The organism is Hungatella sp. L36, from assembly GCF_014288035.1.
In genome coordinates this window covers 100,042-126,756 of sequence record NZ_JACOPC010000002.1, presented here as the reverse complement: position 1 = coordinate 126,756, position 26,715 = coordinate 100,042, and the positions used below count along the sequence as shown (strand labels likewise).

The following is a 26,715-nucleotide window of genomic DNA, read 5'->3' as shown; positions in this document are numbered from 1 at the left end:
GAAGACTGCCGCCCGCGGTACTGCTGTCTTTATGGCTCGAAGACGCGGTCTCCTTCCAGGATATCATTGCAGACGTATCCCTCCATCTCCATATACTGGACCGTGTAGGGATAATCGTCCCCTGCTCTGTTTACCAGATAAAACTGGATAGCCGGCGGATCTGTTTCCTCTGTGTTCCATGTTCCCGTAATCTTCACATGGTCCTCATCGACAGGTTCCGGCTCCGAAAAAGTAAAGCTGCCGTCAAATGCTCCTTCTATGTGAAATATGACAGCGTCATCCTTTTCGTCGGGCACGATAAATCCGGCCATGGATTCCGGTATGGCAGGCAGCTCTTTTTTTCCTTCAAAAAGTACGGACATATACTCCTTCAGCTTTCCCGTCTTCACGGAAACTTCCGGCTCTCCCTGCGCTGCTCCGGTCCCCGCGATGCCGTAGAGACACCACCACGCAAACGAATTATCAGCCGTATTATAGACCATCCGCTTCTCCGATGCAGTCCAGACCATCCCTTTTAAGACGGTTTCCTGCAGCTTCAGAGGGTCCAGTGACGTCCGGCTTTCAGCCTCCGCGGCACCATTTTCGCTGCTGCCATTTACATGATTCACCGGTTCTGCCGACATCTCTTTGTCTGACGGAGAGGTCTCTTCCTGAATGCCGGATGAGGTTGTCTCCGCATTCACCTCCTGGCTGCTTTTCGCAGAAGTCGGGGCCGTCTGTCCTCCCGTTGTTCCATTCTCCTGTGCCGCGTGTCCGGAGGCGCAGCCGCCTGACGCAAGAACGCACACAAGAGCCGCGGCTATAAGGGCCGTCCTAGGCCTGTTCATACCTGTCATACACTTCCTCACTTTCCCAGGGCGTAAATACGCCTTGTATCGTACCTGAAGAACGGACTACTCGTCCCATTCTTTCCATATCTCCGGGCGGTATCCCACAGTCGCCTTTTTCCCATTCCGAACCACAGGAGTCTTTATAACCTGGGGATTTAGCAGAAGCTTTTCCTCCCGGTCCTCAGGTGACAGATACTTTAAGAGAGCCAGCAGATCCTTGTCTTTGCAGTTTTCGTCGATCAGCGCTTCCACACCTCCAACCGCCTGCTTCACATTGGTAAACTCTCCTTTGCTCATGCCCTTTTCCGCCATATCGATCATCTGAACGCGGATATTCCGTTCCTTAAAATACCGCTCCGCCTTCTTCGTATCAAAACACTTCTTTTTTCCGAATATCTGTATGTTCATCCGTCAAGCCTCCACCACAAATTTTCCTCTGTCTTCCACCTCTTAAAGCCGCATCTGCCCAGTACACGTATAGAGGCCAGTCCGTCCGGCTCGGTCTCCGCGATCACTGCGCGCACCTCTTCCTGCTCCAGCGCCCACCGGCACATGGCTTCGGCCGCCTCCGTCATATAACCCTTGTGTTCATATTTCAGTCCCAGGCCGTAACCGATCTCCACCTGGCCTTCCGGATCCGGTACGTTTTTAAAATCTGCGGATCCTACGACCACACGGTCTTCCCTGCGCACCAGGAACCAGAAGGTGTGGTATACGTAATGCGCCTCATCCTTCTCGGTTATCCCGCACTGCCCTTCCACAATTTTCAGGAAAATACCTTCCATCGGCTCAGCATCATAGACAACACCGAGTTCCGACTCCAGTTCTGCCATATCAGTAACCCAAAGCCTTAATTGATCCGGCGTCAGCGGAATCAGCTGAAGCCGTTCTGTCTCTATCATCAATTTCCTTTTCCTCCATCCTGTATCTCCAGTGTTTCGTATTTAAGCATTCATCATACCATAAACACAAAAATTGCGAAAGACCTCATCCAGCATTTCCCGCATAGCCTGGCATTCTCCTGCTGTTCTGCCTCCAAAAGCCCGGTGCTCCATTTCGTTCCAGCTTCATCAGCATCATAAACATAAAAATCCCCGCCGCTTTGAACCTCCGCAGAAGCGGTTCAGTCAAGCCGGCGGGAACATTCTATTTTGAGGCTTCCGGTTCCCGGCAGTCTATCCCATAAGGAAGACTGCCAGTAAATATCCCAGTGTCAGGCAGAGCCCGATACAGAACAGCATCAGGCCAAAGGAAAAGCTTTCTTCGACCAGCTTTCCGGTCCGTTTCAGCTCCTCCTCCGCCTCTATAAAACGTGGAATCGCAGACGTGCGGTCCGTTTTGATTTTCCTGCCCTTCCTGCCTTTCCATGCCGCGATTTCATCCGCCATACCTCCAAGGATGTAGGCGAGTCTGTCATTTTCCCTTATTTTTACGGTTCCCGGAAGCTGTCGGTGAGTCGTCTTTCTCGCAAGGAGAATCAGGCCGTCGACGAATGAATCCATGGCCCGGCAGACTACGGAGGACACCGCCAGAAATACAGTCACCACCGCGGAGACCAGATACCGGTCGATCAAGGCGCATACCGTGCCGCAGATTCCAGGCAAAATATGCAGAAGAAGCGGCCGGTAGACCAGATTCTCCAGATCCAGCCAGGACGGCAGGCGGTCTGCATAAATCGCTGTGCCTCGTTCGTCCTTTTTCATCAGAAGCAAACGTACGACGAGGACATAGAGCACGACGCCTATTCCGATGGAAATGACTCCGCCCTTTAGATTTCCCAGAGAAAAATAAGCCACGGAATGAAGCATCTCATCTCCCTGGAAAAAGGGTTCGCCTGCTCTAGCGATCCGGTCCATGGACAGATGCGGTGTCATGCCCAGAAGCGGAATGAGCGCCGAACAGCCAACCAGCACGAAACGGCTGAGAGGCTTCATGCAGGAGGTGGACATCGCGTCGTACTTCGCCTGCTCGGTCGGATGTTTTTCCACAAAAAGGGCGATAAACAGCTTCAGCATATAGGCCACGGTCATTCCTCCCGTCAGAAGAAACACCCATTCCGCCGCTTTCCAGATTCCCGGATTCAGCAGAAGCGATGTGACGATGCCAGGTATTCCGGCGGAGGCAGAAGCCATTCCCGGATTCACCAAAACGGCGGCCCCCTCTCCCACGGCCTTCGCATACTCCACCATGCTCTCATGGAGCAGCGTCTTGCTCACATAACCGCTCCACAGCGGGATTCCGCCGATCCCCAGGCTTCCCATGAGGAAACAGAAGCCAAGTGCCGGCTTCTTCCTGCCGAAACCGCGGATATCATTTAAATTCAGCTTATGCAGATTCATATACACCGCCCCGGCGCAGAGAAAGAGCACCAGTTTGAACAGCGAATGATTGACCATGTGAAGAAATGTGCCCCACACCGCCAGACCATTTTCTTCTCCCACGCTGGAAAGAAGAACTGCCATACCGATTCCCGTTAAAATGAATCCGATCTGAGAGATGGACGAACACGCCAGCGTCCTCTTTAAATTAACGGACAGCAGCGCCAGAAGCGCGCCCAGAAGCATGGTCACAAGCCCCAGCACGGTGAGGAGAAGCCCCCAGTTTCCATCGGAAAAGAACAGGCCCCCGGTAATCACAATGATTCCGAATACGCCGGCCTTCGTCAGTATTCCAGACAACAGCGCGCTGGCCGGTGCCGGTGCCACCGGATGGGCCTTGGGAAGCCAGATATGGAGTGGAAAGCAGCCCGCCTTGGCTCCAAAACCGAATAGAAGCAGTCCCCCCGCAGTATAAAGCTGTGCGGCAGGCGAAAGGTAACCGCCGCCGTTCTCCAGGGCTGCCCGCGCCGCCGGACCGATCAGATCCATATCCAGGGTCCCCGTCAGGTCATAGAGAAGGAACAGCCCCATGAGCATGGCAAGGCCGCCGATGACCGCCACAGCCAGATAGGTTTCCGCCGCCTTAAGGCTCTCCTTCTTCTCGTCGAATGCCACCCAGACATACGAAGTAAAGGACATGATTTCGAAGAAAATAAAGGTGGTATACAAATCCGCAGACAGAAACACTCCCACGGTAGCAAAAAATGTCACCCATAAAAAAACGTAGTATTTCCGGCGTTTCTCATAGTGAGCCATGTATTCCAGGGAAAATGCACCGCTGGCGGCCCACATCAATACGGCGATACAGGAATAGACCAGACGGAAGCCGTCCAGCTTAAAATGCAGTCCCAGCCCACAGAATCCGGGTATCGCTACATCAAACAGGGTCTTCATCCGGCCTCACCTCCTATCGCCGTAAGCAACTCCATCAGAGGCCCGGAATACAGGCCAAACACCAGCACTGCAGCCGCGAAGATCAGAAGCGGCACCATCATCATCCAGTTGGGATCGGTGTACGGTTCCTCTTTTACCGCGGCGGCGGCCGCAGCCTTTGGAAAATACGCCCGCACCAGCACAGTAAGCATATAGACACCGGTCATCAGGGCCGAATAAAGGATCACAGCCGTTCCCAGATACGGGAGAATTCCCATTCTGCTGCCGCCTGCCAGAGCGAGACTGCCGCAGGCGAAGGCCGCTTCCGCAATGTTCCATTTGCTGATAAAACCGGCAAACAGAGGGATCCCCATGAGGGAAAGGCTGGCCACAGTCAGACAGCCGAACGTCAGCGGCATCTTCTTCGCCAGGCCGTCCACTTCATAGACGTATGTCTTTCCGGTCTGATGCATCACAGCTCCCGCGCAGAAGAAGGAACAGATCTTCATAAATGCGTGAAAGACCATGTGGCTTAAGGCGGCCGCCAGCCCCAGAGGACTCATCATCGACGCTCCCAGCAGAATATACGACAGATTGCTGATCGTGGAATACGCCAGACGGCGTTTCCAGTGAATCTCCTTGACTGCCATGGTAGAGCCGAAGATAATCGTCACCATGGCTGCGGCCATAACCACCCACTGTGCCGCGCTTCCCCGCAGGAACTCCGTTCCATAGCTGAAATAAGTGAATCGCAGTATGGCAAACGCACCGGATTTCACCACAGCCACCGCGTGCAGCAGGGCCGTCACCGGCGTAGGCGCCACGGTGGCCTTCGGAAGCCAGCCGTGGCATGGAAATACGGCCGCCTTGACACCGAAGCCGAAGAACGCAAGGATATAGACGAACAGCAGCGTTCCACGGTCGCCTTCAGCCGCAGTCAGGGACAGGACGCCGCCCGGAACAAATTCCGTGGTTCCCGTGGCTGAATATTTCAGCACGAAAATCAGGCCAATAAAGGCGAACGCCGCTCCACCGATGGAATAATAGAGGTATTTGCGGCTCGCACGCATGGCTTCCTTTGTCATGGGATGGAGCACCAGAGGGAAGGTGACCAGCGTCAGCAGCTCATAAAACAGATACATGGTGACTAAGTTGCCTGAGAACGCAATTCCGATCGTCACCCCATACGTCATCAGATAATAGGCAAAAAAGGAGGCCCGCCTCTTTTCATGCCTCATATATTCAAATGAATAAAGCGTTGCCAGAGGCCACAGAAACGCCACCAGGCCCGCAAATACCGAGCCCATGCGGTCCAGCTTAAACCGGACCGTCAGATTCCCGTAGAGCTTAAAGAGCACCAGACCATTATCCATGCCGCTTCTGCCGGCGATCAGCAGGGCCACCAGCAGGCTGTTTAAAAGCACCAGTCCTTCCACGACAATTTCCAGATGCCTGTATGTGCTATCATCCTCGGCCCCGTATCCGGAGGCGAGAATCGCCGTACCTCCCACGATCGGAAGGAGCGCCGGCACCGCCAGTAAGATTCCGTTCATACGCATTCCTCCGTCAAAGTACGGCCGCGGCAATGGATTCCAGCATAGCCAGGAACCGGCCCGGGAAGCAGCCGAAAAGCAGGGCCCCCGCCGTAAATATCAGTATCGGTACCATCATGCAGAGCGACGGTTCCCGCCCTATAAGCCCTCTTGCCTTTAATCCGCTCTCATCAAAGTCTTCCCCCGGGAAGAACCCATGGATGGTGAGAGGAAGCAGATAACCGGCAGTGAGCAGCGCACTGATCAGCAGCACGGCCGGTCCCGCGATCGTCCACACTCCCGTTCCGGAGGCAAGAGCCCCGCACGCCAGATACCATTTGCTCACAAAGCCGCTGCAGGGCGGAATTCCGATCAGCGCCAGGGACAGAACCGTATAGCCGCCCAGCATCACCGGCATCCCCCGGCCGAGACCGCGCATCTCTTCCACTCTGGTCCATCCGGTTTTAAATATGATGGCGCCGGCCGCCAGGAAGAGTCCGTTCTTGATCATGGAATGGAACACCACATGGGATAAGGCCCCCACAAATGCCGTCGGCTCCAAAAGACTCAGCCCGAACAGTATATAGGAGACCTGGCTGACCGTCGAATACGCCAGCCGTTTCTTTAAGACCGGTTCCTTATAAGCCAGCATAGAGCCCATAAATACGGTGAGCAGGGACAGGAGAATCCACATGGTCTGTACCCAGGTTCCGCGGAGAAGCTCCGGCCCGACGATATAATAGACCACCCGGATTACCGCCAGTACGCCCGATTTCGTAATCAGGCCCGACAGCACGGCACTGGCCGGCGCGGGAGCAACCGGATGAGCTGTGGGCAGCCATCCGTGCATGGGAAACATACCGGCCTTCGTTCCAAAGCCCAGCAGCATGCAGCACACCGCCGCCAGCAGGATTCCTTCCTTCCCATCAAGGGACACACCTCCCAGCACACCTCCCGGAGTAAACGCCAGAGTACTGGAGATGCTGGCCAGAAAGAGGATCCCAAACAACGCCAGGAAAGCGCCCGCCACAGAGTAAAATAAGTATTTGAGTCCCGCCATAACCGCATCCTTTGTGAGCTCGTGGAGAACGAGGGGAAGCGATGTCAGCGTCATCAATTCGTAAAAGACGTACATGGTCACCAGATTGGCGGAAAAATCCAGTCCGATCAGCACTCCGAGGACGATTAAGTAAAACCCAAAGAACCGGTGTTCATCCCGTTCATGGGTCATATAGGTTATGGAATAGATCCCTACCAGAAGCCAGACCACCGCCGTCAGCACGGCAAAAAGCCTGCTGATCCCATCCACCCGGAATTCAATGGTAATGGTGTCAGTCAGCTTCCAGAGCGTAAGCCCGCCTCCCGACGCCACCGCGGCAAAGGCGCACAGTGCTCCCGCCGTCAGCGCAGCCACGACCAGGCACAGCATCGCTTTCCGGCTGCTTCTGAGCCGTTTCACCGTCAGAAGCAGGATTCCTGCCGCAATCGGAATGAGAACCGGAAGCAGCAATATCACGTTTTGATCCATCTCTTGGTACATAAGGTTTCTGCCACTCAAAACATAAGGAAACTTACTCACAAGTTCCTTTACACTCCACAGTCGTAAATTCCCGAAATAGCCTTCGGTACACACTTACGCCAGCGTAATTTTTCTCTTTGAGTGGACTCTCCTTTCTAAATTTTCATATTTAAGGCGGAGGATTTACGAGCTTAATAGAGTAACGCTTATTCGAGCGTTGAAAGTCCGGCTGCAATCGCCTGAACGATCGGCTGGGATTTCAGTCCCAGAATCAGATTCAGAAAGATGAAGCACAGGACGGCCAGCCTGAGTTTCCAGGAACTTTTCCTGACTGCGGACCGCTCTCCTCTGGTCTCCCGGTCTCCCTCTCTGGAGTACAGGGTGATGACGAGGCGCAGAAAGTAGATGGCATTTAATGTCGTGCTGACGGCCAGACCAATCAGCGTGATAATCATCTTATTCGGACTCTGGAGTGCCGACGTAGCAAACAGCAGCTTGGATATGAAGCCGGCCAGCATGGGAAATCCCACCATGGAGAGTGCTCCCACGGAAAATCCGATTCCGGCCAGAGGGTTCCGGTATCCCGCTCCACGCAGGCTCTTGTAATCCTTTTTATCACCGGACACCTCATAGAGTCCGACCGCGCTGATAAACAGCAGCGCCTTGGTCGCTGAATGGGTGAACATGTGGAACACCGCCGCCACCATCCCGGCCTCCGTTCCAAGGCCGATTCCCATGTAAATATAGCCGATCTGAGCCACAGAAGAATAGGCGATCATCCTCCTCGTATCCTTTTCCAGAATCGCATGAAGGGACCCCATAAGCATCCCGGCCAGGCCGAAGACGAACAGAACGTTGACAATCCGGCTGGCCACCACATTTTCTCTTCCCAGCACGCGGTAGAATATCTTAATCAGCAGGAAAATATACCCTTTGGACACGAGTCCGGACAGAATGGCGCTGGCCGTCGGAGTCGCATAGCCATAGGTATCGGGTATCCAGTAATGAAACGGATACAGTCCGCTCTTGATGGCCAGTCCGACGCTGATCACCGCCAGAATTACCAGCATGGGAATCTCATAGCTGCCCGCGGCTTCGATGGCCTCCACCGCCGCCCTGGCCGGGCTCATCAGCAGATGGCCCGTTACATCGTAAAGCATACTGAGCCCGATTAAAAACAGGCCCGAGCCCAGCTGGCTCATAATCATATACCGGATCGCCGCCGACAGGCTCCTGCCCTTCTGCCGTATCATGATCAGGCCGCATCCTGCGATGGTATTGATCTCCACAAATACATAGGCGGTAAATAAATCGTTTGTATAGATAAGGGCCAGAAGCGAACTGAGCATCAAATCGATCATTACATAGAATAAATTCAGCTTTGTCCCTTCCACATCCTCCGCGGTATGATCCATGCCTCCCAGGACGGACAGCAGCATGACCACGCCGAATACAGTGGCAGTCAGGCCTTCTAAGACGCCGGCCCTGATCTCATTTCCCCAGGGTGCCGGAAAATGTCCCATCATATAGGTATAGCTCTCCCCCGTCCCCATACAGAAGCGAAGGACGGCGGCCGACATGACCGTCGTAGCCGCAATAACCGCCAGGCTTAAATTCCTGGCCTTTTTACCAGAGAGGGCGCACGACAAAATACCGGAAAACATGGCGATGATGATGGAGAAAAAAGGAAAGTTCTGAACAAGAGTCATGTCTTTTCCTCCTCTTTCGCCTGTGTCAGAATCTCATCCAGATCCAGGGAACCGTACCGCTCATACAGGCGGATCGTCAGCGCCAGCATCAGCGCCGTCGTACTGACTGATACTACGATGCCCGTCAGGACAAGGCCGCTGGGTACGGGATTGATGTAAGCCGACACCTCTCTAATACCGTTCATCTCGATAGGAACGGCTCTTCCCTGGATATACCCCTTTGCCGCCAGGAATAAATAGACCGCCGTGTCCATGATGTTCATTCCCATAATCTTCTTGATTAAGTTCTTATGAAGCAGCAGCATGGTAAATCCCACGCCGAACAGAATCACCGCCACCGTCTCTTCTATGTTAAACAGCAAATGGACCGCCATGTCACATCCCTCCTTTTCGGAACAGCGTGTAAAATGCGTACATGGTGCACGCCACAACCAGACCCACGCAGATGTTGAGAGGCAGAATCAGCCCGCTGCTTAAGATGGCCCCGGGAGTTCCAAGAGGGATTCCGCTCTCTAAATGGTTCGCGCCGGTAAAGAAAGAATAGCTTTTCGCCACACAGTAAAATGTCAGCGCGCAGAGTGTAATTCTGCGGTACACTTTCTCTGTGAAGAAGCGTTCCGTCTTCTCGAAGCCGAAGGCATTTAAATAGAGGATCAGACCCGATCCCAGTACCGCGCCTCCGGAAAACCCGCCTCCGGGCGACAGATGGCCGTTTAAAATGATGTAGATGCCGAAGATCATGATAAAAGGGACCAGCACGCAGGCGCATTTCTGTAAAATGATATCGTTCTTCGGTTCAAAGAGCCGGTCATTGGCCTCATCGAGCCGTTTGCGCGTCTGTGCGTCACGGCTCACCGCATCGATCCGGAGCAGAGCCAGGACACAGCAGGAAGCGATAAACAGCACGCACGACTCCCCAAATGTATCGAAGGCGCGGTAATCCAGAATCATACCGGTGACGTAGTTGAGCGCGCCGGTCTCCTCCACTCCCTTTTCTATGTACCGGGCGGACACCTCGTTGTTGTCCGGATTTCCTGCATTACCAAAGACCGGCAGATAGGCGATCGTCCAGAGCAGAACAAAGATAATCGTCAGGCACAAGAGAACCGACATGATCTGATAAAACCGGTGAAACAGGAGAAGCCCCCGTTCTTCCTTCTTCCGCATTCTGGCGGCCTTTCCCGGATCATCTCCCGGAAGCTCCGCCTGTGCTGACTGCGCCGCCTGCGTAAGTACCTTTGAGTCTTCCTCCGGAACGCGGATCTCCATTCCGTCTGCGAGAAGGTCCGTCTCGCCGTCGATCCATTTCTTGAATTTCAGCCACAGGCTGTTTTCGTAATTATCCTTCGTCCTGCTCATCACGGTCCTCCTTTCGGATGGCTCTGATCTTCTTTAGCGTAATGAAAAAGAGGATGCTGGTCACGCCCGCTCCCACCGCCGCCTCGGTAATAGCCAGGTCGGGCGACTGAAGCAGAATCCATATGATACACATGATCAGGCTGTAGGACATAAAAATAACGATGGATGTCAGTAAATCCTTCGTAAATGCAACCGATACCGCACATACGATCAGACAGATTAAAAGAATGATTTCAAAGAGTTTCATCGCCCTTTTCTTCCTCCTTCTGTTTCTTATCGGTTTTTCCCTTCCGGATCACGAGTATCTCACCGAGATTTTCGTCGGTCATGGCTTCCAGGCGGCTGATCATATGGCCGGATACCGGACCCGCAGTCCAGAAAAACAGGATAACCAGGAATAATTTTAAAGAATCCATGGAAAATCCACGAATCAGGATGAGTCCCGCAAATACGAACAAAATCCCCAGCGTGTCTCCCATAGCCGCCGCATGCATCCGGTTCAGCGCCCGGTGAAAACGGTTTACTCCAAACACGGCCAGTATCATAAAAACAAGGCCCGTCACGAGACAGGCGGCCGAAAGTGCGAATCTGATCCACTGCCACGTCATAGTGAGTCCTCCTCTTCCGCCTGTATGCCTACGTTGTCCTCGATCGCTCCTAAATCGGCTTTCCGGTTCTTCTTCTGCAGATAGACTCCCGTGTATACCTTGCAGAGAACGACAACGCCTAAAAAGCTGATCATGGCATAGATCAGGCTCACATCCACCAAATAGTTTTCATCCAGGTAAACGGAAAGGATGGCGATGACCATGATCACCATGGTTCCTGTCATATTGACTGCGATAATCCGGTCCGAGATCTTCGGCCCCAGAACGGAACGAATGATGCTGATGATCATCAGGACTGCCAGAATCAGGGCTGCCCCGGTTAAAAGCATCTCATAAGCCTGTCCTATTTTGTCCATTTTGCTTCCATGTCCTCCATTTCCTTCAGCAGCTTTACGAATACAGAAGTCTCCATCCCCTCGGCCAGTTCTTTATCCAGACAGTGCACGCAGAACCGGTCGTCCTCCACGGACACGGTGATGGTTCCCGGCGTCAGCGTGATGGAATTGGCCAGCAGAACCCGCGCCAGTCCCGTCTTGAAATCCGTGTCAAAATACACGAAGGCCGGCTCCGGCTGAAGCTCCGGCGACAGGATGATCTTTAACACGCACACGTTGGCCTTTACGATCTCCTTCACGAGAACTCCGAAATAACGGATAAACAGCGGGATCAGACGAAACAGCAGCAGCTCCTTTTTCAGGCTGTATTCCATGTAGCGGCACATAAAATAAAAAAGTGCGGCTGAAATCAAAACGCCAAAGATACAGATTTCCGCCGTCACTTTACCGTTTAAAATCATCCACACTGCAAAAAATAAAAGAAACACAGGCATATCCCCCTTCCGCCCAGTTTGATTTACTATGTATTATACCTCTCCTTTGGGGGAAATACAAGGATGTCTGCACGTTTCGGTCCGCGTCGGCAGATCCGGATATTACGGCAGAACTTTACATTCTTTTAAAGCTTTTTGGTTGTATCATTTTTCCTATTGCGATATAATAAACATGTAACAAGAAACCAATGAGGAATGTGTATGGATTTGATTAACCAGTTTATTGAAAATTATAAGAAAAAGTTGAACTTTTACGAGACGGCCGGGCACATCGCAGCCAGGCAGCCGGTATCCGCGCCATGGTGACATCCAGGGCCAAGAATCCTGTGAGATTAAAAAGCAAGGTATTGAGGAGGAACAGCCGGCGGCCGGTTCCCTATAAAAACATGAGGGAAATTTACGAGGATATCGCCGATTTATCCGGAGTCCGGGTATCCCTCTACTTCCCCGGAGACCGTGACAAGGCCAACAGCCTGATCGCCGATCTGTTTACCATTATAGAGACTAAGCAGTTCCCGGAGCAGTCCAAGCCGCCCACCTACAACAAGCGTTTTTCCGGCTATTGGGCCAACCATTACAGGGCTCATATGAAGGAAGAATCCTTAGACAAGTCACAGCAGAAATACGCCGCCGCACGGATTGAGATTCAGGTGGCTTCTGTTTTGATGCATGCATGGTCCGAGGTCGAACACGATCTCGTCTACAAGCCTCTTTCGGGAACCCTGTCGGAAGAAGAGCTGGCTATCATCGATGAGCTGAACGGACTCGTCCTCGCCGGAGAGATCGCCCTGGAACGGCTGCAGAGTGCCGGCAATGAAAGGGTCCAGAGCAAAAACGCCACATTCGGCAGTCAGTATGAGCTGGCTTCCTACCTCTACAATTACTTAAGCAATAATTTCCGCCGTGAGGACATCGAGCTCCGCATGGGAAATATCGAGTTATTATTCAAGCTCTTAAGCAGGCTTAAGATGAACGGCGTCAAAGAGATCGAACCGGTCTTAAAATCAGTCAAGTTCGAAAAGGACCGCCGCAACATCTCCCAGCAGATCATCGATCAGATCATTACGGGTAATGAAAAACGGTACCAGATTTACCGGGAGCTCCGCATCGCCGGCGATGCCGACGAGGTGGCCGGCAACTCCATCACCTACTTCTTTAACCAGTGGGTGCCTCTGGAGCATTTCCTGAACCGTATATCATACAAAAGCTCGCCGAAGACGCGCGGCGCCTTTAATATCAATACCTTAAAGCGGCTGGATATTCTCGACAAGGAATGCCTCAACAAGATCGTCGCCCTCCGGAAGACGCGGAATGTCCTGATCCATAATATCGAAACTCCCGAGGTGGATGATTTACTGGAACAGGGAAATGAGGCAAGGGACTTACTCGAAAAGCTGACGGAGCAGTTCTCCTCTCCCGCTCCTGCGGCGGAATCTGTGAAACAGGCAAACTAATATCGGTATGAATGAGACAGCACATAAAAAGCAAGCAGCACCGGATAGATTTCTGCATCTGGTGCTGCTTGCTTTCGTGTGAAAGCCCTTTGTCAGGAATGTATACAAACCATGCTGTGCTTGCTGCTAATAAGGCCGATGAGAGCGCTGTAGTAAGGACACGGTATGTCTGCAAGATAAGAATGGCAGACGACAGCGCAGTGCCCAGGAGCTGTGTACCGCTTCTTAGCTACGTCTGTGTCAGATCGCCGGCTAAGACAGCCCTTATCTGCATGGCCAGGCTGACATTGGTATTTCCACCGTTTGTCAGCAGTCAGACGGCGGTTTCTTCCTTTGGAAACAGGACAGCTTCCGTTCTGAAATCTTCCGTTCTGAAATTGGGATTTCCTCCTGCGTGCTCCCCATCTGTATGTCCAGACAGTGCGACATATCTTTTGTGCCGGAAATGATGCAGCCTGCGGGTTTATTTCCGGCATAATACGGCGCCGGGCATGAACGCCAGTTCTGCGTCTGTCAGCGTTTCCGCCGTCTTTCAAAGCATATCCCAAAATACTATGCCAGTTCCACGGTATAAAGCTCTTCCACAGGAAATGTAACTTTGACTAAGCCGATCGATTTAAACATACCCTGTATCTTTTTAAATTTATGCAGAACAAAATCTGACGCATCAAAAAAAGCTTTTTCCGGTTCATCCTTTGTCATAGCGACAGTACAATGTGGTACCCACCGATCAGGACAATACCATTCCCAACCAGTTGTATCAAACGAGTTCATACATTCATGCAAATCTCTTTGCAAATCATACATCTCTTTCGTCATAATTGGTGAAAGAAATATAGTTTTTGTATCATTAAACATTCCAACAGAGCCAATATACGCTGGCTTTTTAGAGTGTTTCACCGCAAAGCTTTTTAACAGTTTTTTACACTGCTCTTCGTCTACATCATTGAAACACGCAAGCGTAATATGCGGACGAGTTTTCCACTCCAAAAATTTGCTGCTGATTCCATTTTCAGCTATCTGAAACGCTAAATTGCAGATGGCATTCTCAGTCACCTCATCATAGTACATTTCAATGGCATATTGCATACTAAATCCTCCTTCAAATATATATCATTTGATCCAATTATACTCGATCCCTGTCAATTTTCCGCTTGCTTCGGAACACACGCATAGATAATCGTTTGAGAAAAGCATTGCGGATTTGGGAACATTTCCAACAAGCCCTTTTTCGGTAGTGCAGCCACTTTTCCTATGTTTTCCTGGTAATTTCTTTACCCTGAAAACGGAATAGAGATGAATAGATCTCACCAATCAATTTAATGTGGAATAACAGACACTCACCTGAAACTCTCAAAGCTGCTGAGCGATAGTGTTGCCCGGCTTTGCAGCATTTTCGCATGTCGCAACAAATTGACTGTTATACTATTTTTTATTATAACAGAGCAGAACATAAAAATGAAGCGCTGCATACTTTTATTTCCCTATACAGCGCTTCGAATAGCATTTATTTTACAAAGACGTAATTTGCAAGGTAAAACAGCAAAAACGTATGTGCCGGATAGAAAACATAGAAAAAGTATTTTAATCCGGGGCCTTTCTGGTTATTGTAGCTGAGCATGAACGGCAGGGCGAGCACCATCATCCACTGTGTGGCGGTGCCTGCGGCCAGCATCTCCTCGCTGAACTGGGCGATGCAGAAAAGCAGATACACGACTGTTAATAAATCCTTCTTCTCTTTCAGGAAATACATCAGCACGCCCAGGACAATGAATTCAAGCCCATACTCATTCAGCGCCAGATTGGGAATGACACCGGTGAGCGTATCTCCGCTGAGACTGTGAAGGAAGGGGAAGAAGCCGGGCATCATATAAAATAAGACCTGAACGAGAAAAATGATGCCGATCATGATACCGCCCTTTTTTCTGTCCTTCATAAACAGTTCAATGGTGCTGATTAAAACGCCCACCAGAAACATGGACAGGAAAATATTATGGTATCCATAGTCAATGGAGGCATCAAACCTGATTTTAATGAAGTAAGTAAAAAAGGTCATAAAAATACTCATCAGGTATAAACGAAGCAGGTATTTTTTCCTGTCTCTTGTGTAGTGATATCCCCAGACCATACTGAATAAAAACAGAGGGTAGGAAGCTCTCCCCACCCAACGGAACCACATCGGCGCACCTTCAAAATAGAGTCCTGCGTGGTCGAGAAACATAAGGATAAGGGCTGTGATCTTTAACGCGAATGTACTCATTGTCAACCTCCATGTTGGGAATTATTGTTTAGCCGTCCTGATCCTGCAGCGTAACCGCAAGAACCGACGGGTAGTAATTCTTGAGTTCTTCTACAGGCACGGATTTTCCCTTATACTTCTCAAGCCAGTCCTCATATTCTGGATTTTCCCATACCTCTCCATCCGAAAATACTATCCTCCGGTCGCAGTAAAGCGCATAGGCCACCCGATTTGGTCCGCCGTCTCCGATCTTCGGCCATCCTGTCATCTTCTCTCCGTCATAAAGCGTCCAGCCGGAATCAGCGGACGCCCCGGGTATTATCTCGTCATGATCATCGTACAGACAGGCATATGCCGGTTTATCGCTGGAATCCATGATATACCATTGAAGCTTCAGCGGCTGCCCCTCTTTATCGTAGGCCAGCATGCAGTACTGTCTGGATGAGATGGTTTTATCGGTATGATTGGTGTAGGTATCATATAAATACGGCCATCCGCTGTCTTCATATTCACGCAGCTCCACGATTCTGGAAACCGAATTTCCTGAACCCACTGCCTTTTTCTGATTTCCGGTGCTCTCACACGGATTTGCCGCACACGGTGTCTCCGCAGCACTCGATCCCCCCGTCACGCCCAATGCCTCCGGCGCACACGATATTACGCCGACGCACAGCAACGCAAAAATCACAACTGCCGTCATCACTCTTTTTCTGTTCACAGAACACCTCCCTGTCTGATTCTCATATTCTTATCTGCGACAGGTAAATATTACCACAAAATGCTTGGGAAACACGGAATGAATCCTTAAGAAAGATGGATGGAAATGTGCATTTTATCGGATATGGCTGCTGTTTGTCTGAAAATATGACTATGTGAAAGACACTTGTGAAAGGGTACAGACAAAAAATCAGGGGCGTTCTGCGCCCCTGAAAATTCTGTTCCTATCAATGTCTCTTAATTTTGTATTTTCATTATCCCCAAACCAGTATCCGGTTCATTCCTTCTTTCAGGCCTTCAATCGGGCCTGCCGCAGGCTGTCCGTTCCTGGACTGATCCAGATAGTCGGTATCGAATACGACTGGTGTGCCGTCCGGATTTTCGTATGCGGCCTCCGTGATGCGCGGCGTTCCCAGTTTTTCGGAATTGTAGATTTCTGTCGGAATCTCCAGCATCTCCTTTTCCACATTCAGCTCCAGATACGTTTTTCCATCAGCCTCTACAATCCGAACGGCAGGATCCATATCGCTTACGTGCGTATTTTCTTCCCGTCCATAGGGCTTAGCCCCCTTTAAGTAGGCGTTTCCACGGATGTATACCGGCTGTTTTACATGCTTGAACTGCTCTAAATCACCGTTTCCACGGGAGATGACATCGCTGATATACTCTTCCAGGGAATTCGTATGGCCGTCATAGCCCTCGGTTCCGTGAAGGGACTGCTCCGTATAGGTCACGGCTCCTCCCAGGAATACGTTCTGATAGATCCGGTCGTCACCGCTGTAAACCACCGTGGTTCCCGCCACCTCTGTCGTGTGAGGGAAATGGTAAGGAGTGGACCGGTCCAGCACGTCCTCTCTGCGCATGGTGCCGCAGCAGAGATTGTGAAGGTAGGCGCCGCCCTGGGCGATATTGTCGAAATTATAATCGGATGCAAAGATATTGTTGTCCACCAGATATGGGCCGTGGGTTACTTCCACCATGAGATCACGGTCGTTGGCATAGTATAAGTTCTTGCTCACTCTCGTTCCCTGGGCCTGCCAGTCCAGCCACGTTCCCAGCGTGCAGTTATGTATGTTGTTGTGATAAATCTGTACATCGATGGCGGCGTGCAGCTTGATTCCTCCGATCTCATATCCGAAATATTCATGCTTTACCGCGATATTATAAATATGGTTATGGGCAATCTCGCTGAAGACACAGCCCATATGGCCCACGATACCATTCTGTCCGCAGTCATAAATCTCATTGTTCCGGATTACGTGGGAACCGATCGTCTCCTTGCTCCATCCGATCTGTCTTGCCCGGAATACTGCTTCCATCTGATACTGGTATCCCGGCTTTCTGTGGGTCCTGGTACAGAGATTATGGCCGGTAGAGGCTTCCTTTCCGATACTGATACCGCTGCATTTGGCATCGTGAATCTTATTGTTCTCAATGATCCAGCCCTTGCTCCAGTTCGTTCCCAGAAGTCCTGGCTGATCTGCGGTCGGCGGGGTCCACGGGCATGCCGCCTGTGCCATCTCGAAGCCGCGTACCGTGATATAGTTTAATCCTGTTTTCTCAGGATAGAAACAACATTTGCGCACGTTGATTTCTGTCAGTTCCTCGTTGGGATTCACTCCCTGGAAGTTGGCATAGATCACCGTAGTCTCCTGATCTGTCTCGGCATACCACTGATACATGGTATCCTCCGGATGCAGAATCGGCTCCGGATGCCTGGTCCACGGCGGATTCACTCCCTCGGTGCGGATAACCGGATTCTTCACTTCCTCCAGGCTCTTCGCTTCATAAAAGGATTTTCCATTTAGGTAGACGTCCCCGGCGTGCAGGGAATTGTCATTCGGATAGATAAACCAGTCTCCTCCCAGAACCTCCTTATACGGATTATAGGTGCCAAAGAAGGAATTGGGAAGTACCGCTTTCCAGACACTGCCCTCCACCGGCTCCCAGCACGTGATCTGCTCAGAACCCTTGATTACGACGCGTTCTCCTTCCGCTGCCTCGTATGTAATTCTTGAAACACTGCTGGTTCCGCCCTGCGCTGGTTTAACCCACTCCCGGTACTCTCCCTCATGGACAATGACACAGTCTCCCGGCATGGCGAGTAACGCGGCCCTCGATATGGTTCGGAACGGATGGTCCTTTGTGCCGTCTTCAAAATCACAGCCGGTTACCGCCACATGATATTCTCTCATTATATTACCTCCTGGATCAATGATGTACTTAAGATGACTTAAATATAGCAGATTATGACAGTTTTGACTTTACAATTATTGCGCCATCTATATCAATAGTTGCTTCTTTAAAATAGCATTTTTAACGAAAGAAGGCGGGATACAGCGGTTTTATATTGCATTCTTGCCATAATAGCGGTATGATAGCAGGAAAAACAGCGCACTTTTTTTGTTTCAATTTGCTGTCATGGCCTTTTGTCCGCGGTTTGCGCTTTCAGGCATATTTTTATTTCCGCAGGAAATAAGCCAGACAGCCATGCCGGTATGTCCATCCGGCGACTGCGGCAAAGGTTAAGGCCCTTGCGGCGATGTAGGTTTGACGCTCCGCTGCCTGCAGCGGGATTATTGACCCTGGGAGGTAATCTTATGCTTACAGATGGTTTTCCAGCTCGGCTGTATGAAGATGCAGCGGCTGTGCTGTCACGTATTTCCAGAAACACATACCATGATATTCCGATCACAGAGACGGGCAGGACCTGCACTTATACGCTGCCCGACAGACAAACGGTTTCATTTCCATACCGAATCTATTATGTCGATACGTATGAGGACCTGCGCTCCGGGTTATCATGGACGCAGAGAATGATCTGTCACGCCATTTTTACGAGAAGCTTTGACGGTTATATACGGGAGAAACACGTAAGGGCAATCCTTCTGGAAGATTATCCGGACTGGTGTTTTCCATACATCTTAAAGCTTTCGGATGAGTATGTAGCCGAAATTCTGGAGCTGATCTGCCATGAAATGGCGGGAAAAAATACAGACCGGATGAAATCATTCTGCCGCCTTAACATGAATTCGTTTCTGCTGAGCCATGACCGGATGATCAGCTACTGGAATGAGTTTTACCGTCACAACTGTTTTCACTACCGGGATTACATTGGCAGAAAGCTGTTTTCAGAGTGCTTTGGATACACGCGAAGCATGGAAAGGGAACGAAAGGGGATTATCAATGATTGAACATCTTGACGGCATCTTCGAGACGGTCACATTTCGTGAAAATCTCCGGATGCGAATCAGTGACATGAGTATTTGTGAAAATTTCCCGGATCACTGGCACACTCCGATGGAAATCATACATGCGAAGAAAAACTGGTATAGGATCGTGGTGGATGACCAGACCTATCAGCTAAAGGAGGGGGATATTGCCATCATCCGTCCTGGCACCATACATGCGCTTTACGCGCCGGAAACAGGCAGCCGGACCATCTATCTGGCGGATTTATCATTTTTAGGAGGAGTCTCCAACCTGGAGACCATGCTCGCCCTGCTGGCGCCGGTAACCACTATCACGCCTAAGGGAGAGCCTGATCTGTACAGAAAGGCCGGCGAACTCCTCTCCTTCATGGAAGAGGAATACGCCGGCTCCCGGTCCTTTTACGATATGCTTCTTTATGGCGCGCTCATCGAGCTGCTGGGGCTTCTTGGACGATACGCCATCTCCCCGTCTGCCTCCGTGGGCACGCTGGGTCCCCAGTCCGCCAAATACGCGGAACGCTTTCTTTACGTCTGCAACTATATCAATGAGCACTGTACGGAGGACTTATCCCTGGAAACCATCGCCGGGATCGCGGGCTTCAGCAAATACCACTTCACCCGGCTTTTTAAGGATTTCACACATACCTCCTTCTACCGCTACTTAAACAAAAAACGAATCTCCCACGCGGAGCAGCTCCTGATCAATCCGGAATACTCCGTAACGGAGGTGGCACTCCAGTCGGGCTTCTCCAGCCTTTCGGCCTTCATCCGTATGTTTAAACAGCTGAAAGGGTGTACCCCCACGGAGTTTAAACGCATGTACTCGCTGGACTGCATGAACCGTGTGGATGGTGAACCGGCAGCGGAACTGCCGTCAGGAAAATAATGCTTTCGCCTGCCCCATACGTTCCACCACATGGACGCCAAAGGGACACCGCGTCTCACAGCTTCCGCATCCGATGCAGTCGGCCGCTCCCGCAGACAGTCCGTCATAATGTGCCCGCAGGGAGGCCGGGACCTCATTCTGCATGACTGCAAGATCGTAAAGCTTATTTACCATGGCGATATCGATGGCCGCCGGACATGGCGCACAGTGGCCGCAGTACGTGCACTGGCCGGCATATGCGTGGTGAGGCGCCCCTGCAAGCACGGTCGCGTAATCTTTTTCTTCTTCTGACGCGCTCTCGTATGCCACCGCGGCCGCCACGTGGTCCGGGGTATCGTATCCCACCATGACGCTGGCCACAGCGGGTCTGGTCAGTGCATAGTGGAGACACTGAACCGGTGTCAGCGCCACGCCGAAGGGAGACGCCTCCGCCGAGAACAGCCGGCCGCCGGCATACCCCTTCATGACGGTAATGCCAACCTCTTCCTGCTCGCAGATCCGGTACAGCTCTGCCCTCTCCGGCGCAATACCGCCCAATTCCTCTTCGTACCGCTCCTTAAAATAATCCTCTATGTTCTCGCTGGCGGGAAGCATATCAAACGCCGGATTGATGCTGAAGAGAATCATCTCGATCTCACCGCACAGCGCTCCCATCTTCGCCACCGCCGGATTATGGGTGCTCATGCCGATATGCCGGATAATCCCCTGCTCCTTCAGCCCTCTGACATATTCCATGAATTCCCCATTTATGATCGACTGGAACTCTGCGGCCTCATCCACGAAATGAATCATTCCCAGATCGATATAATCTGTGCGCATGCGGTCCAGCAAATCCTGAAACGCCGGTTTTACCTTGTCTAAATCACGGGTTCTGACATACTGTCCATCCTGCCACGTGGAACCGATATGGCCCTGAATGATCCAGCGGTCCCGTCTGCCCGAGAGCGCCGCTCCGATATTGGAGCGAACGTTCGGTTCGGCCATCCAGCAGTCCAGAATATTGATCCCCGCCTCCTCACAGCAGTCGATGACTGCCTTTACCTCGTCTGCATTATGGCGTTCCAGCCACTCGCCGCCCAGACCGATCTCGCTGACCATAAGTCCTGTTTTCCCCAGTTTTCTGTAGTTCATATGTATTTCCCCTCTTCTTCCTTTATTCCCGTACCACGGGTTTGTAATCCATTTTGGATTCGTCCTCGGCTGCTTCTATCTTGTTAGTTTATTTATTTCAATCCCCACCCGGTAATTGCTCAGAGTGCGGCTGCATCATTTATCGATGCGCAGCTTGACTTCATATCAGTGGGGGATAGCGATTTTTTTCCGTCCGCCACTGCCGTTAAACTTGTTTTTGGCGATTCAGCCCTCCGGTTTCACGTAATCAGCAAAGAACATCTGTCCCGCCTTCACCATGGGACATGCCTGTAATCCCGGTGCTCCGTACTCCCTCGCCAGTTCCTCATCCAGTGTTGTCTTTCAAACGGTGATCTTACACCTTCTCATATTTCATTCCTCCAGTTCAGATTTGCAACAGATGCTGTGGTGGTTCACAATTTGGACTTGACATTCATAACTGTAATATATATAATTACAGTTACAACTACTCTATTTATATATTTCATTTTAATCGAATTGCGGTTGGCTTTCAACCACTTTCGATGGTGAGGAGGATTCATATGATCGAAGAAGGAACTGTGGTCTATTACCTGGACGAGGATGCGGTTCATTCTGGTCGGGTGATTGATGTGACACCGGAAAACGGTGGATTCACATTCAGCATTGACAGTTATGGAGCATGCGAGGGACCGTACGTGATCGCTTCCGGACAAATCGGAAAGACGGTATTTTTCTCGGAAAAAGAGGCTGAAGACAGGCTGGGAATATAATTTCCCAGCCTGTTTTATCGTCAAAGACCCAGGATAGGAGGACACTCAATGTTGACACCTGTTAATATATATGGTACTATAATATTAACAGGTGTCAACATAATATTATCATGTGTTAATATCGTTTGTAGAATTCATTTATTTAAGAATAAAACACTTAAGAAAGGCTGAATTATGAAAGAAAAACCATACCATCACGGAAATCTGCAGACAGAGCTGATCGAAGAAGGGCTGGCGCTGATTCACGAGGAAGGAAAGGGGAATTTCTCGCTGCGGAAGCTGGCTAAAAGGCTGGGGGTCTCTCCCACTGCCTGCTATAACCACTATGCTGATGTCGATGACCTGATGCGCGAGATGAAAAACTATGTCACAAGGAAATTCTGTGATGCGCTGATCGAGGGCACGGATAAGGATGATCCCGCGGGCGCCGCCATCAACATGGGAATCGCTTATGTAGAATTCTTTGCGGACAATCCCCACTATTTTACCTTCATCTATGACAGCGGAGATTACAGGATTGATTTGACAGAGGATACCTTTGACGGAGACTTTGAACCATTTCACCTTTTCAAGGAAATAGGGCTGCTGTGCATGGAATATAATCACGTGGAAAAAGAAAAGCACAGGGACAATTTAATCGTTATGTGGGCCACCGCACACGGACTGGCCGCCATGGCAAATATGAAGGGATTTCACTATAACGGAGACTGGGGCGCTCTCACCAAAAAGCTTCTGTACGAAAAAATAATTTTATCATAATGAAAAGGGAGACAAAACATGACAATCCAGGAAGCGATAAAAAACCGGCACTCGGTCAGAAGCTATCAGGCAAGGGAAATAGACGCTGCCACGTTTCTGACACTGAAGGAAGAAATTGAGAAATGCAACCGCGAAGGCGATCTTTCCATACAGCTGATTACAAATGACAGCAGCGTCTTCAAGGGACTGATGGCTCATTACGGAGGCTTCCGCGGTGTCTCAAACTACATTGCACTCATAGGTCCCTCCGGCCATGATCTGGAAGAAAAGCTGGGATACTACGGAGAACGGATCGCACTGCGGGCGCAGCAGCTGGGACTGAATACCTGCTGGGTGGCGGTCACCTATAAGAAAAAGCTGTGCAAGGCAGTCGTCAAGCAGAATCAGCAGCTTGTATGCGTGCTGGCGCTTGGATACGGAGACACCCAGGGCGTCCCTCACAAATCAAAACCAATGCCGCAGCTTTGCAAGGTGGACGGAGAGATGCCGGAATGGTTCCGAAAAGGCATGGAAGCCGCCCTCCTCGCACCAACCGCCATGAATAAGCAGAACTTTCTGATTATACTGGACGGGGAGACTGTGAAATATGAGGCAAAGGAAGGCAAGTACCGCAATCTGGATCTCGGGATTGTGAAATGCCATTTTCAGACGGGCGCAGGACTTTGATACAACGGTATGGAAGGAAAAAAGCGGAAGATTTTACGCTGTAGAGTGTAAAATCTTCCGCTTTTTATGAAATACTTTTATTCATCCCTTTATGTATCCGAAATATCCTCAGTAATCTTTAGTTGATAAAAAGCTGGGTCCAGTAATCAACGCCGGCCGCGTTCTTATAATGGCCGATTCCGATTGAGCTGTAATTTGCATTCATAATATTAGCTCTGTGTCCTGCGCTGTTCATCCAGTCCTGCATAACCTGCTTCGCTGATTTCTGGCCGTAGGCAATATTCTCGCCGGCTGCTCTATAGCTCACACCAGCTGCGGTCAGTGCTGTGGTAAAGTTGCTTCCGTCCGGTCTTGTATGAGAAAAAGAGGTCTCGATCTCTCCTGCTCTCTGCTGTGCCGCACGGGTCGCGCCTGCATGAAGGGTCAGCGCCGGAAGGCCTGCTTTGGCACGTTCTTCATTAACAAGCTTCAGTACTGCGCCCACGGCCTCATCCTGATTTTCATCGGACGGCTGATCCGGTGTCGGAAGGCTGTTGTCCGGAAGCTCCGGTGTTGGCAGGCTGTTGTCCGGAAGCTCCGGTGACGGCAGTTCCGGTGTCGGAAGGCTGTTGTCCGGGTAATCCGGCATGGGGTAATCCGGTGACGGCAGCTCCGGCATCGGCAGGCTGTTGTCCGGCAGCATATCGCCCGGGTAATTCGGGAATACAGGCTGGCAGTCCGGGGAGAAGTTTACTCCGGGAATCTGGTTTAAGATATTATTGAAATCCATCCGGTTATTCCCGGTCACCATGATAACTCTTCCGCCGCCTGCGGAAAAATTATATGTATTAACGGCTGCATTTGCCGTCGACGGGATGGTGCCGGCCGTTGCCAGTGCCGCTGCTGCGGTCAGTGCGTATGCGGTTAGTCTCTTCATGTTTAATACCTCCTGATATTGTTACATATTTGTTACATTTCTGTTACAAAAATATAATAACACAGGATGGCTGGAAATTGTCAGGAAAAGGATGGAAATCATTTTTACAGATACAGGGTGTTCGCTTTGCGGCCGCTGCAGGCCTTTTTCATCTTTTGTTCTGCGGCAAACAGCACTACCTTATCATTGCGGCGCGCCTGCTCCGGACATATGGCGATACAGTGCATACAGGAGATGCAGCGTTCCTTGTCCAGAGATGACGGATTATCCTTCGGGATCGCCTGGACCGGACATTCTGCGGCGCACTTTCCGCATTTGATGCAGTCCTTGTCCGCCTTCGGTTTCATCGGAACGCCGTGATATTCTCTGTACGGATGGCCGCCAGGCACTGATACCTCGCCGTCTCCGTTTTCCTCCAGATGACGTTTGATCCGTTCCGAAAACTCTTTCAGTTCCCGGCAGTCTTCCTCATCCGGCCTACCGGCGCCGAACTTACGAATGATCGAATGCTCTGCCACAGCCGCTGCGGCTGCCGAACAGCGAAAACCCGCCTCCGACAGCGCGTCTTTTAATTCCATCAGCGTATCTTCGAATTCCCTGTTTCCATAAACGGCCACCAGAACCGCTCTCGCTCCGTTGCCCGCCATCTTTTTCAGACGTTCCACTGCCGTTACCGGCACTCTGCCGCCGAACGACGGGACTGCTACGATGCAGATGTCATCCGCCGAGAAGACGTATTGTTCCGGCTGCAGTGCCGGATTCATCAGATCAACCCTCTCTGCTTCACACGCCCACGCGCCTCCAATGATCTCTGTGACCTTCTTCGTCCCTCCGGTAGGGCTGAAATAGATTTCATACATTGCCATATTATTGCCTCCTGATTTTTATTTCTGGGGACAGTCAGCCGGATGGCGATAAAGTTAGTCCACCCGGCTGGCAAATGCCTCGAATTTTAAACACCCCGCCGCGAACGGCGGGGATACTTGATTCCTTTGATTTTATCACATTCCGGCCGCCAGCACCAGTTCTATTTCTCCGTATAGCTTGCTTTCACATCCACCTTTTTCTGGAACAGAAAGGCCAGTACAACGGCAACTCCTAAAATACAGCAGTTTCCGCAGATCTGAGCCATGGAAGTCGTCACAAACAGCATGACCACGGATACGCCCGCAAGGAACATCGCGGCGATGCAGATCACCTTCAATTTGCCGTCACTGACGTAGAAGGAAGAGCGCTTCCACAGCTCCGGCAGCTTTTTCGGCAGAGCCAGTGCGACAAATGCGATGACGCCGCGGATGGAGGTCGTCAGGATGACCGTGCTGTTTGCAATCGTGCTTAAGTCCAGTCCTGCCAGGATAGGAAGTACGCTGATCAGGTAGATGGCAGCGATAATCCAGTGGGTCGTGCCGAACCGTTTGTTTGTGGCGGCCAGGCCTTTCGGGAGCCAGCCGTCCTCGCTTGCTTTTTTCAGCGGGTATACGAGCATGCCGATATTGAAGTTCAGTGTCGTCAGGAGGGCAAACATTGCGCCGCCTACTACGAAAAAGGTGTATACCGCTTTCGGCATGAAGGAGACCGCAGAGACGCTCAGCGGCTTTCCGGCTACCTCCTCGACCGGGAGCACCCCTGCGGCGATTGTGGACATTACCGCGTAAAGGATGACGATAGCCGCAGTGGAAACGATAATAACGAACGGAATATCCTTCGTCGGATTCTTGGCTTCCGCGCTGAAATTGACCACATAGGTCGCTCCTCCGGCGGCAAAGGTCAGGTAAATGGAGGCCAGAACGAAACCGCTGGCTCCGCCTGTGAAGAATCCGGGGGACTGCGTGTAGCCCGGCTGAATGTGGCCGATGCCGAACACGATATAGGCGGCAATTCCTGCAGCCAGGATGACGCACATCAGATTCTGGAGCCTGGCCGCCTGCTTCATTCCAACCATATGCATAAGTGCCAGCACGGTCAGGACAACGAAGGACACCAGTTTTGCGTTAGCTCCTGGAAACAGCGACAGAAAGTATTCACTGAAGGACAGCGTATACATGGATAACGCCAGCGCCATTGCAATCTGAATATAAATAAATACTCCTGCCAGCCTCTTGTTCCCCAGCACCGCGATCTGAGAATACTGACCGCCTAAAAAGTTCGCCGTACCTCCGATATAAATCTGCGGAATAGCCGCCACAATCGTCAGTATTCCCGCCAGAACATAAGCGATGTTGACGCTTCTCCCCGTAAATCCGATTGCAATTCCGGTCATGGTCATGATCCCCACACCAATAATCTGACCGATTGCCATAGAAAATAAATCCGCTCTCGTTAATTTGTTTTCGCTCATACCAATTC

Annotated in this window: 26 protein-coding genes and 1 pseudogene; 6 read left to right on the top strand and 21 right to left on the bottom strand. The window is 51.1% G+C overall.

Translation table 11 applies throughout. From position 1 onward, the window contains the following. Nucleotides 1-29: 29 nt before the first annotated feature. From H8S80_RS06160 to H8S80_RS06100, 13 genes are all read right to left on the bottom strand, one after another. Entirely contained in the window at nucleotides 30-827 is a 798-nt protein-coding gene (locus H8S80_RS06160) for a hypothetical protein (protein ID WP_243007906.1), read from the bottom strand. Nucleotides 828-893: 66 nt separating this feature from the next. Next, a complete protein-coding gene (locus tag H8S80_RS06155) occupies nucleotides 894-1,238 on the bottom strand; it encodes an arsenate reductase family protein (protein ID WP_025530385.1) in 345 nt (114 codons plus the stop codon). Continuing rightward, nucleotides 1,235-1,732: a GNAT family N-acetyltransferase gene (locus H8S80_RS06150; protein ID WP_117632181.1), complete on the bottom strand. Its 498-nt coding sequence runs from the start codon at nucleotides 1,730-1,732 to the stop codon at nucleotides 1,235-1,237. The genes H8S80_RS06155 and H8S80_RS06150 overlap by 4 nt, the downstream gene beginning before the upstream one ends. 273 nt (nucleotides 1,733-2,005) lie before the next feature. After that, nucleotides 2,006-4,102, bottom strand: coding sequence for a complex I subunit 5 family protein (locus H8S80_RS06145; RefSeq protein WP_117632179.1), 2,097 nt, complete (start codon nucleotides 4,100-4,102; stop codon nucleotides 2,006-2,008). Then, complete coding sequence (locus H8S80_RS06140) at nucleotides 4,099-5,634, bottom strand: complex I subunit 5 family protein (RefSeq protein ID WP_117632177.1); 1,536 nt, start codon at nucleotides 5,632-5,634, stop codon at nucleotides 4,099-4,101. Before H8S80_RS06140 ends, H8S80_RS06145 begins: the two co-directional genes overlap by 4 nt. Nucleotides 5,635-5,647: 13 nt before the next feature. Continuing rightward, nucleotides 5,648-7,153 carry a complex I subunit 5 family protein gene (locus H8S80_RS06135; protein ID WP_243010354.1) on the bottom strand — a complete coding sequence of 502 codons (1,506 nt, stop codon included), beginning with the start codon at nucleotides 7,151-7,153 and terminating at the stop codon, nucleotides 5,648-5,650. Nucleotides 7,154-7,338: 185 nt separating this feature from the next. After that, nucleotides 7,339-8,841, bottom strand: coding sequence for a complex I subunit 5 family protein (locus H8S80_RS06130; RefSeq protein WP_029466243.1), 1,503 nt, complete (start codon nucleotides 8,839-8,841; stop codon nucleotides 7,339-7,341). Further along, nucleotides 8,838-9,215, bottom strand: a complete 378-nt coding sequence (locus tag H8S80_RS06125; RefSeq protein ID WP_002604326.1) for a sodium:proton antiporter — start codon at nucleotides 9,213-9,215, stop codon at nucleotides 8,838-8,840. Before H8S80_RS06125 ends, H8S80_RS06130 begins: the two co-directional genes overlap by 4 nt. A gap of 1 nt (nucleotide 9,216) precedes the next feature. Then, the gene (gene mbhE, locus H8S80_RS06120; protein ID WP_117632175.1) at nucleotides 9,217-10,200 is read right to left on the bottom strand and encodes a hydrogen gas-evolving membrane-bound hydrogenase subunit E; all 984 of its coding nucleotides are present in this window, start codon (nucleotides 10,198-10,200) and stop codon (nucleotides 9,217-9,219) included. Continuing rightward, complete coding sequence (locus H8S80_RS06115) at nucleotides 10,181-10,447, bottom strand: hydrogenase subunit MbhD domain-containing protein (RefSeq protein ID WP_055652591.1); 267 nt, start codon at nucleotides 10,445-10,447, stop codon at nucleotides 10,181-10,183. Before H8S80_RS06115 ends, mbhE begins: the two co-directional genes overlap by 20 nt. Continuing rightward, a complete protein-coding gene (locus tag H8S80_RS06110; RefSeq protein WP_055652590.1) occupies nucleotides 10,434-10,808 on the bottom strand; it encodes a cation:proton antiporter in 375 nt (124 codons plus the stop codon). The genes H8S80_RS06115 and H8S80_RS06110 overlap by 14 nt, the downstream gene beginning before the upstream one ends. Then, nucleotides 10,805-11,164, bottom strand: coding sequence for an MrpF/PhaF family protein (locus H8S80_RS06105; RefSeq protein ID WP_002604330.1), 360 nt, complete (start codon nucleotides 11,162-11,164; stop codon nucleotides 10,805-10,807). Before H8S80_RS06105 ends, H8S80_RS06110 begins: the two co-directional genes overlap by 4 nt. Continuing rightward, entirely contained in the window at nucleotides 11,152-11,637 is a 486-nt protein-coding gene (locus tag H8S80_RS06100; protein WP_080665462.1) for a Na+/H+ antiporter subunit E, read from the bottom strand. The genes H8S80_RS06105 and H8S80_RS06100 overlap by 13 nt, the downstream gene beginning before the upstream one ends. 201 nt (nucleotides 11,638-11,838) lie before the next feature. Here H8S80_RS06100 and H8S80_RS06095 point away from each other — a divergent pair. Next, nucleotides 11,839-13,091: pseudogene (locus tag H8S80_RS06095) on the top strand (RelA/SpoT-related domain-containing protein). Between the two features lie 552 nt (nucleotides 13,092-13,643). On the opposite strand, the gene H8S80_RS06090 reads toward H8S80_RS06095, so the two are convergent. The 4 genes from H8S80_RS06090 to H8S80_RS06075 form a co-directional block, all read right to left on the bottom strand. Next, on the bottom strand, nucleotides 13,644-14,180 hold the full coding sequence (locus H8S80_RS06090) for a 2'-5' RNA ligase family protein (protein ID WP_002604334.1): 537 nt from the start codon (nucleotides 14,178-14,180) through the stop codon (nucleotides 13,644-13,646). A gap of 418 nt (nucleotides 14,181-14,598) precedes the next feature. Beyond that, a complete protein-coding gene (locus H8S80_RS06085) occupies nucleotides 14,599-15,351 on the bottom strand; it encodes a TraX family protein (RefSeq protein WP_002604335.1) in 753 nt (250 codons plus the stop codon). A gap of 28 nt (nucleotides 15,352-15,379) precedes the next feature. Then, complete coding sequence (locus tag H8S80_RS34590; RefSeq protein WP_117632173.1) at nucleotides 15,380-16,048, bottom strand: DUF5780 domain-containing protein; 669 nt, start codon at nucleotides 16,046-16,048, stop codon at nucleotides 15,380-15,382. 253 nt (nucleotides 16,049-16,301) lie between these two features. Then, entirely contained in the window at nucleotides 16,302-18,242 is a 1,941-nt protein-coding gene (locus tag H8S80_RS06075; RefSeq protein WP_207729793.1) for a right-handed parallel beta-helix repeat-containing protein, read from the bottom strand. Between the two features lie 405 nt (nucleotides 18,243-18,647). Here H8S80_RS06075 and H8S80_RS06070 point away from each other — a divergent pair, with 405 nt between their 5' ends. Then, a complete protein-coding gene (locus H8S80_RS06070; protein ID WP_181987954.1) occupies nucleotides 18,648-19,241 on the top strand; it encodes a hypothetical protein in 594 nt (197 codons plus the stop codon). Then, entirely contained in the window at nucleotides 19,234-20,145 is a 912-nt protein-coding gene (locus H8S80_RS06065) for an AraC family transcriptional regulator (RefSeq protein ID WP_002604339.1), read from the top strand. Before H8S80_RS06070 ends, H8S80_RS06065 begins: the two co-directional genes overlap by 8 nt. On the opposite strand, the gene H8S80_RS06060 is transcribed toward H8S80_RS06065, so the two are convergent. Continuing rightward, nucleotides 20,134-21,276, bottom strand: coding sequence for an aldo/keto reductase (locus tag H8S80_RS06060; protein WP_117632166.1), 1,143 nt, complete (start codon nucleotides 21,274-21,276; stop codon nucleotides 20,134-20,136). The two genes, H8S80_RS06065 and H8S80_RS06060, sit on opposite strands and share 12 nt — an antisense overlap. 542 nt (nucleotides 21,277-21,818) lie before the next feature. On the opposite strand from H8S80_RS06060, the gene H8S80_RS06055 reads away from it, so the two are divergent. The 3 genes from H8S80_RS06055 (at nucleotide 21,819) to H8S80_RS06045 (ending at nucleotide 23,453) form a co-directional block, all read left to right on the top strand. Further along, nucleotides 21,819-22,028, top strand: a complete 210-nt coding sequence (locus H8S80_RS06055; protein WP_002604341.1) for a hypothetical protein — start codon at nucleotides 21,819-21,821, stop codon at nucleotides 22,026-22,028. 174 nt (nucleotides 22,029-22,202) lie between these two features. After that, on the top strand, nucleotides 22,203-22,787 hold the full coding sequence (locus H8S80_RS06050; protein ID WP_002604342.1) for a TetR/AcrR family transcriptional regulator: 585 nt from the start codon (nucleotides 22,203-22,205) through the stop codon (nucleotides 22,785-22,787). 18 nt (nucleotides 22,788-22,805) lie between these two features. Next, complete coding sequence (locus H8S80_RS06045) at nucleotides 22,806-23,453, top strand: nitroreductase family protein (RefSeq protein WP_117632165.1); 648 nt, start codon at nucleotides 22,806-22,808, stop codon at nucleotides 23,451-23,453. A 118-nt stretch (nucleotides 23,454-23,571) separates the two neighbouring features. Here the strand turns inward: H8S80_RS06045 and H8S80_RS06040 are convergent, their stop codons facing one another. From H8S80_RS06040 to H8S80_RS06030, 3 genes are all read right to left on the bottom strand, one after another. Next, on the bottom strand, nucleotides 23,572-24,369 hold the full coding sequence (locus tag H8S80_RS06040) for a CAP domain-containing protein (protein WP_117632163.1): 798 nt from the start codon (nucleotides 24,367-24,369) through the stop codon (nucleotides 23,572-23,574). A gap of 104 nt (nucleotides 24,370-24,473) precedes the next feature. Then, nucleotides 24,474-25,235 (bottom strand): 4Fe-4S dicluster domain-containing protein, encoded by a 762-nt coding sequence (locus H8S80_RS06035; RefSeq protein WP_002604345.1) that lies wholly within the window; start codon nucleotides 25,233-25,235, stop codon nucleotides 24,474-24,476. A gap of 161 nt (nucleotides 25,236-25,396) precedes the next feature. After that, nucleotides 25,397-26,707, bottom strand: coding sequence for an APC family permease (locus H8S80_RS06030; protein WP_002604346.1), 1,311 nt, complete (start codon nucleotides 26,705-26,707; stop codon nucleotides 25,397-25,399). Nucleotides 26,708-26,715 lie beyond the last annotated feature (8 nt).

Bases quoted from the DNA above. Each gene is read 5' to 3' on its own strand.
- H8S80_RS06160 (WP_243007906.1), bottom strand. From the start codon at position 827: ATGAACAGGCCTAGGACGGCCCTTATAGCCGCGGCTCTTGTGTGCGTT.
- H8S80_RS06100 (WP_080665462.1), bottom strand. From the start codon at position 11,637: ATGCCTGTGTTTCTTTTATTTTTTGCAGTGTGGATGATTTTAAACGGT.
- H8S80_RS06130 (WP_029466243.1), bottom strand. From the start codon at position 8,841: ATGACTCTTGTTCAGAACTTTCCTTTTTTCTCCATCATCATCGCCATG.
- H8S80_RS06140 (WP_117632177.1), bottom strand. From the start codon at position 5,634: ATGAACGGAATCTTACTGGCGGTGCCGGCGCTCCTTCCGATCGTGGGA.
- mbhE (WP_117632175.1), bottom strand. From the start codon at position 10,200: ATGAGCAGGACGAAGGATAATTACGAAAACAGCCTGTGGCTGAAATTC.
- H8S80_RS06035 (WP_002604345.1), bottom strand. From the start codon at position 25,235: ATGGCAATGTATGAAATCTATTTCAGCCCTACCGGAGGGACGAAGAAG.
- H8S80_RS06040 (WP_117632163.1), bottom strand. From the start codon at position 24,369: ATGAAGAGACTAACCGCATACGCACTGACCGCAGCAGCGGCACTGGCA.
- H8S80_RS06075 (WP_207729793.1), bottom strand. From the start codon at position 18,242: ATGAGAGAATATCATGTGGCGGTAACCGGCTGTGATTTTGAAGACGGC.
- H8S80_RS06060 (WP_117632166.1), bottom strand. From the start codon at position 21,276: ATGAACTACAGAAAACTGGGGAAAACAGGACTTATGGTCAGCGAGATC.
- H8S80_RS06105 (WP_002604330.1), bottom strand. From the start codon at position 11,164: ATGGACAAAATAGGACAGGCTTATGAGATGCTTTTAACCGGGGCAGCC.
- H8S80_RS06115 (WP_055652591.1), bottom strand. From the start codon at position 10,447: ATGAAACTCTTTGAAATCATTCTTTTAATCTGTCTGATCGTATGTGCG.
- H8S80_RS06090 (WP_002604334.1), bottom strand. From the start codon at position 14,180: ATGCAATATGCCATTGAAATGTACTATGATGAGGTGACTGAGAATGCC.
- H8S80_RS06085 (WP_002604335.1), bottom strand. From the start codon at position 15,351: ATGAGTACATTCGCGTTAAAGATCACAGCCCTTATCCTTATGTTTCTC.
- H8S80_RS06150 (WP_117632181.1), bottom strand. From the start codon at position 1,732: ATGATAGAGACAGAACGGCTTCAGCTGATTCCGCTGACGCCGGATCAA.
- H8S80_RS06050 (WP_002604342.1), top strand. From the start codon at position 22,203: ATGAAAGAAAAACCATACCATCACGGAAATCTGCAGACAGAGCTGATC.
- H8S80_RS06155 (WP_025530385.1), bottom strand. From the start codon at position 1,238: ATGAACATACAGATATTCGGAAAAAAGAAGTGTTTTGATACGAAGAAG.
- H8S80_RS06135 (WP_243010354.1), bottom strand. From the start codon at position 7,153: ATGTACCAAGAGATGGATCAAAACGTGATATTGCTGCTTCCGGTTCTC.
- H8S80_RS06065 (WP_002604339.1), top strand. From the start codon at position 19,234: ATGATTGAACATCTTGACGGCATCTTCGAGACGGTCACATTTCGTGAA.
- H8S80_RS06125 (WP_002604326.1), bottom strand. From the start codon at position 9,215: ATGGCGGTCCATTTGCTGTTTAACATAGAAGAGACGGTGGCGGTGATT.
- H8S80_RS06110 (WP_055652590.1), bottom strand. From the start codon at position 10,808: ATGACGTGGCAGTGGATCAGATTCGCACTTTCGGCCGCCTGTCTCGTG.
- H8S80_RS06045 (WP_117632165.1), top strand. From the start codon at position 22,806: ATGACAATCCAGGAAGCGATAAAAAACCGGCACTCGGTCAGAAGCTAT.
- H8S80_RS06030 (WP_002604346.1), bottom strand. From the start codon at position 26,707: ATGAGCGAAAACAAATTAACGAGAGCGGATTTATTTTCTATGGCAATC.
- H8S80_RS06070 (WP_181987954.1), top strand. From the start codon at position 18,648: ATGCTTACAGATGGTTTTCCAGCTCGGCTGTATGAAGATGCAGCGGCT.
- H8S80_RS06055 (WP_002604341.1), top strand. From the start codon at position 21,819: ATGATCGAAGAAGGAACTGTGGTCTATTACCTGGACGAGGATGCGGTT.
- H8S80_RS06145 (WP_117632179.1), bottom strand. From the start codon at position 4,102: ATGAAGACCCTGTTTGATGTAGCGATACCCGGATTCTGTGGGCTGGGA.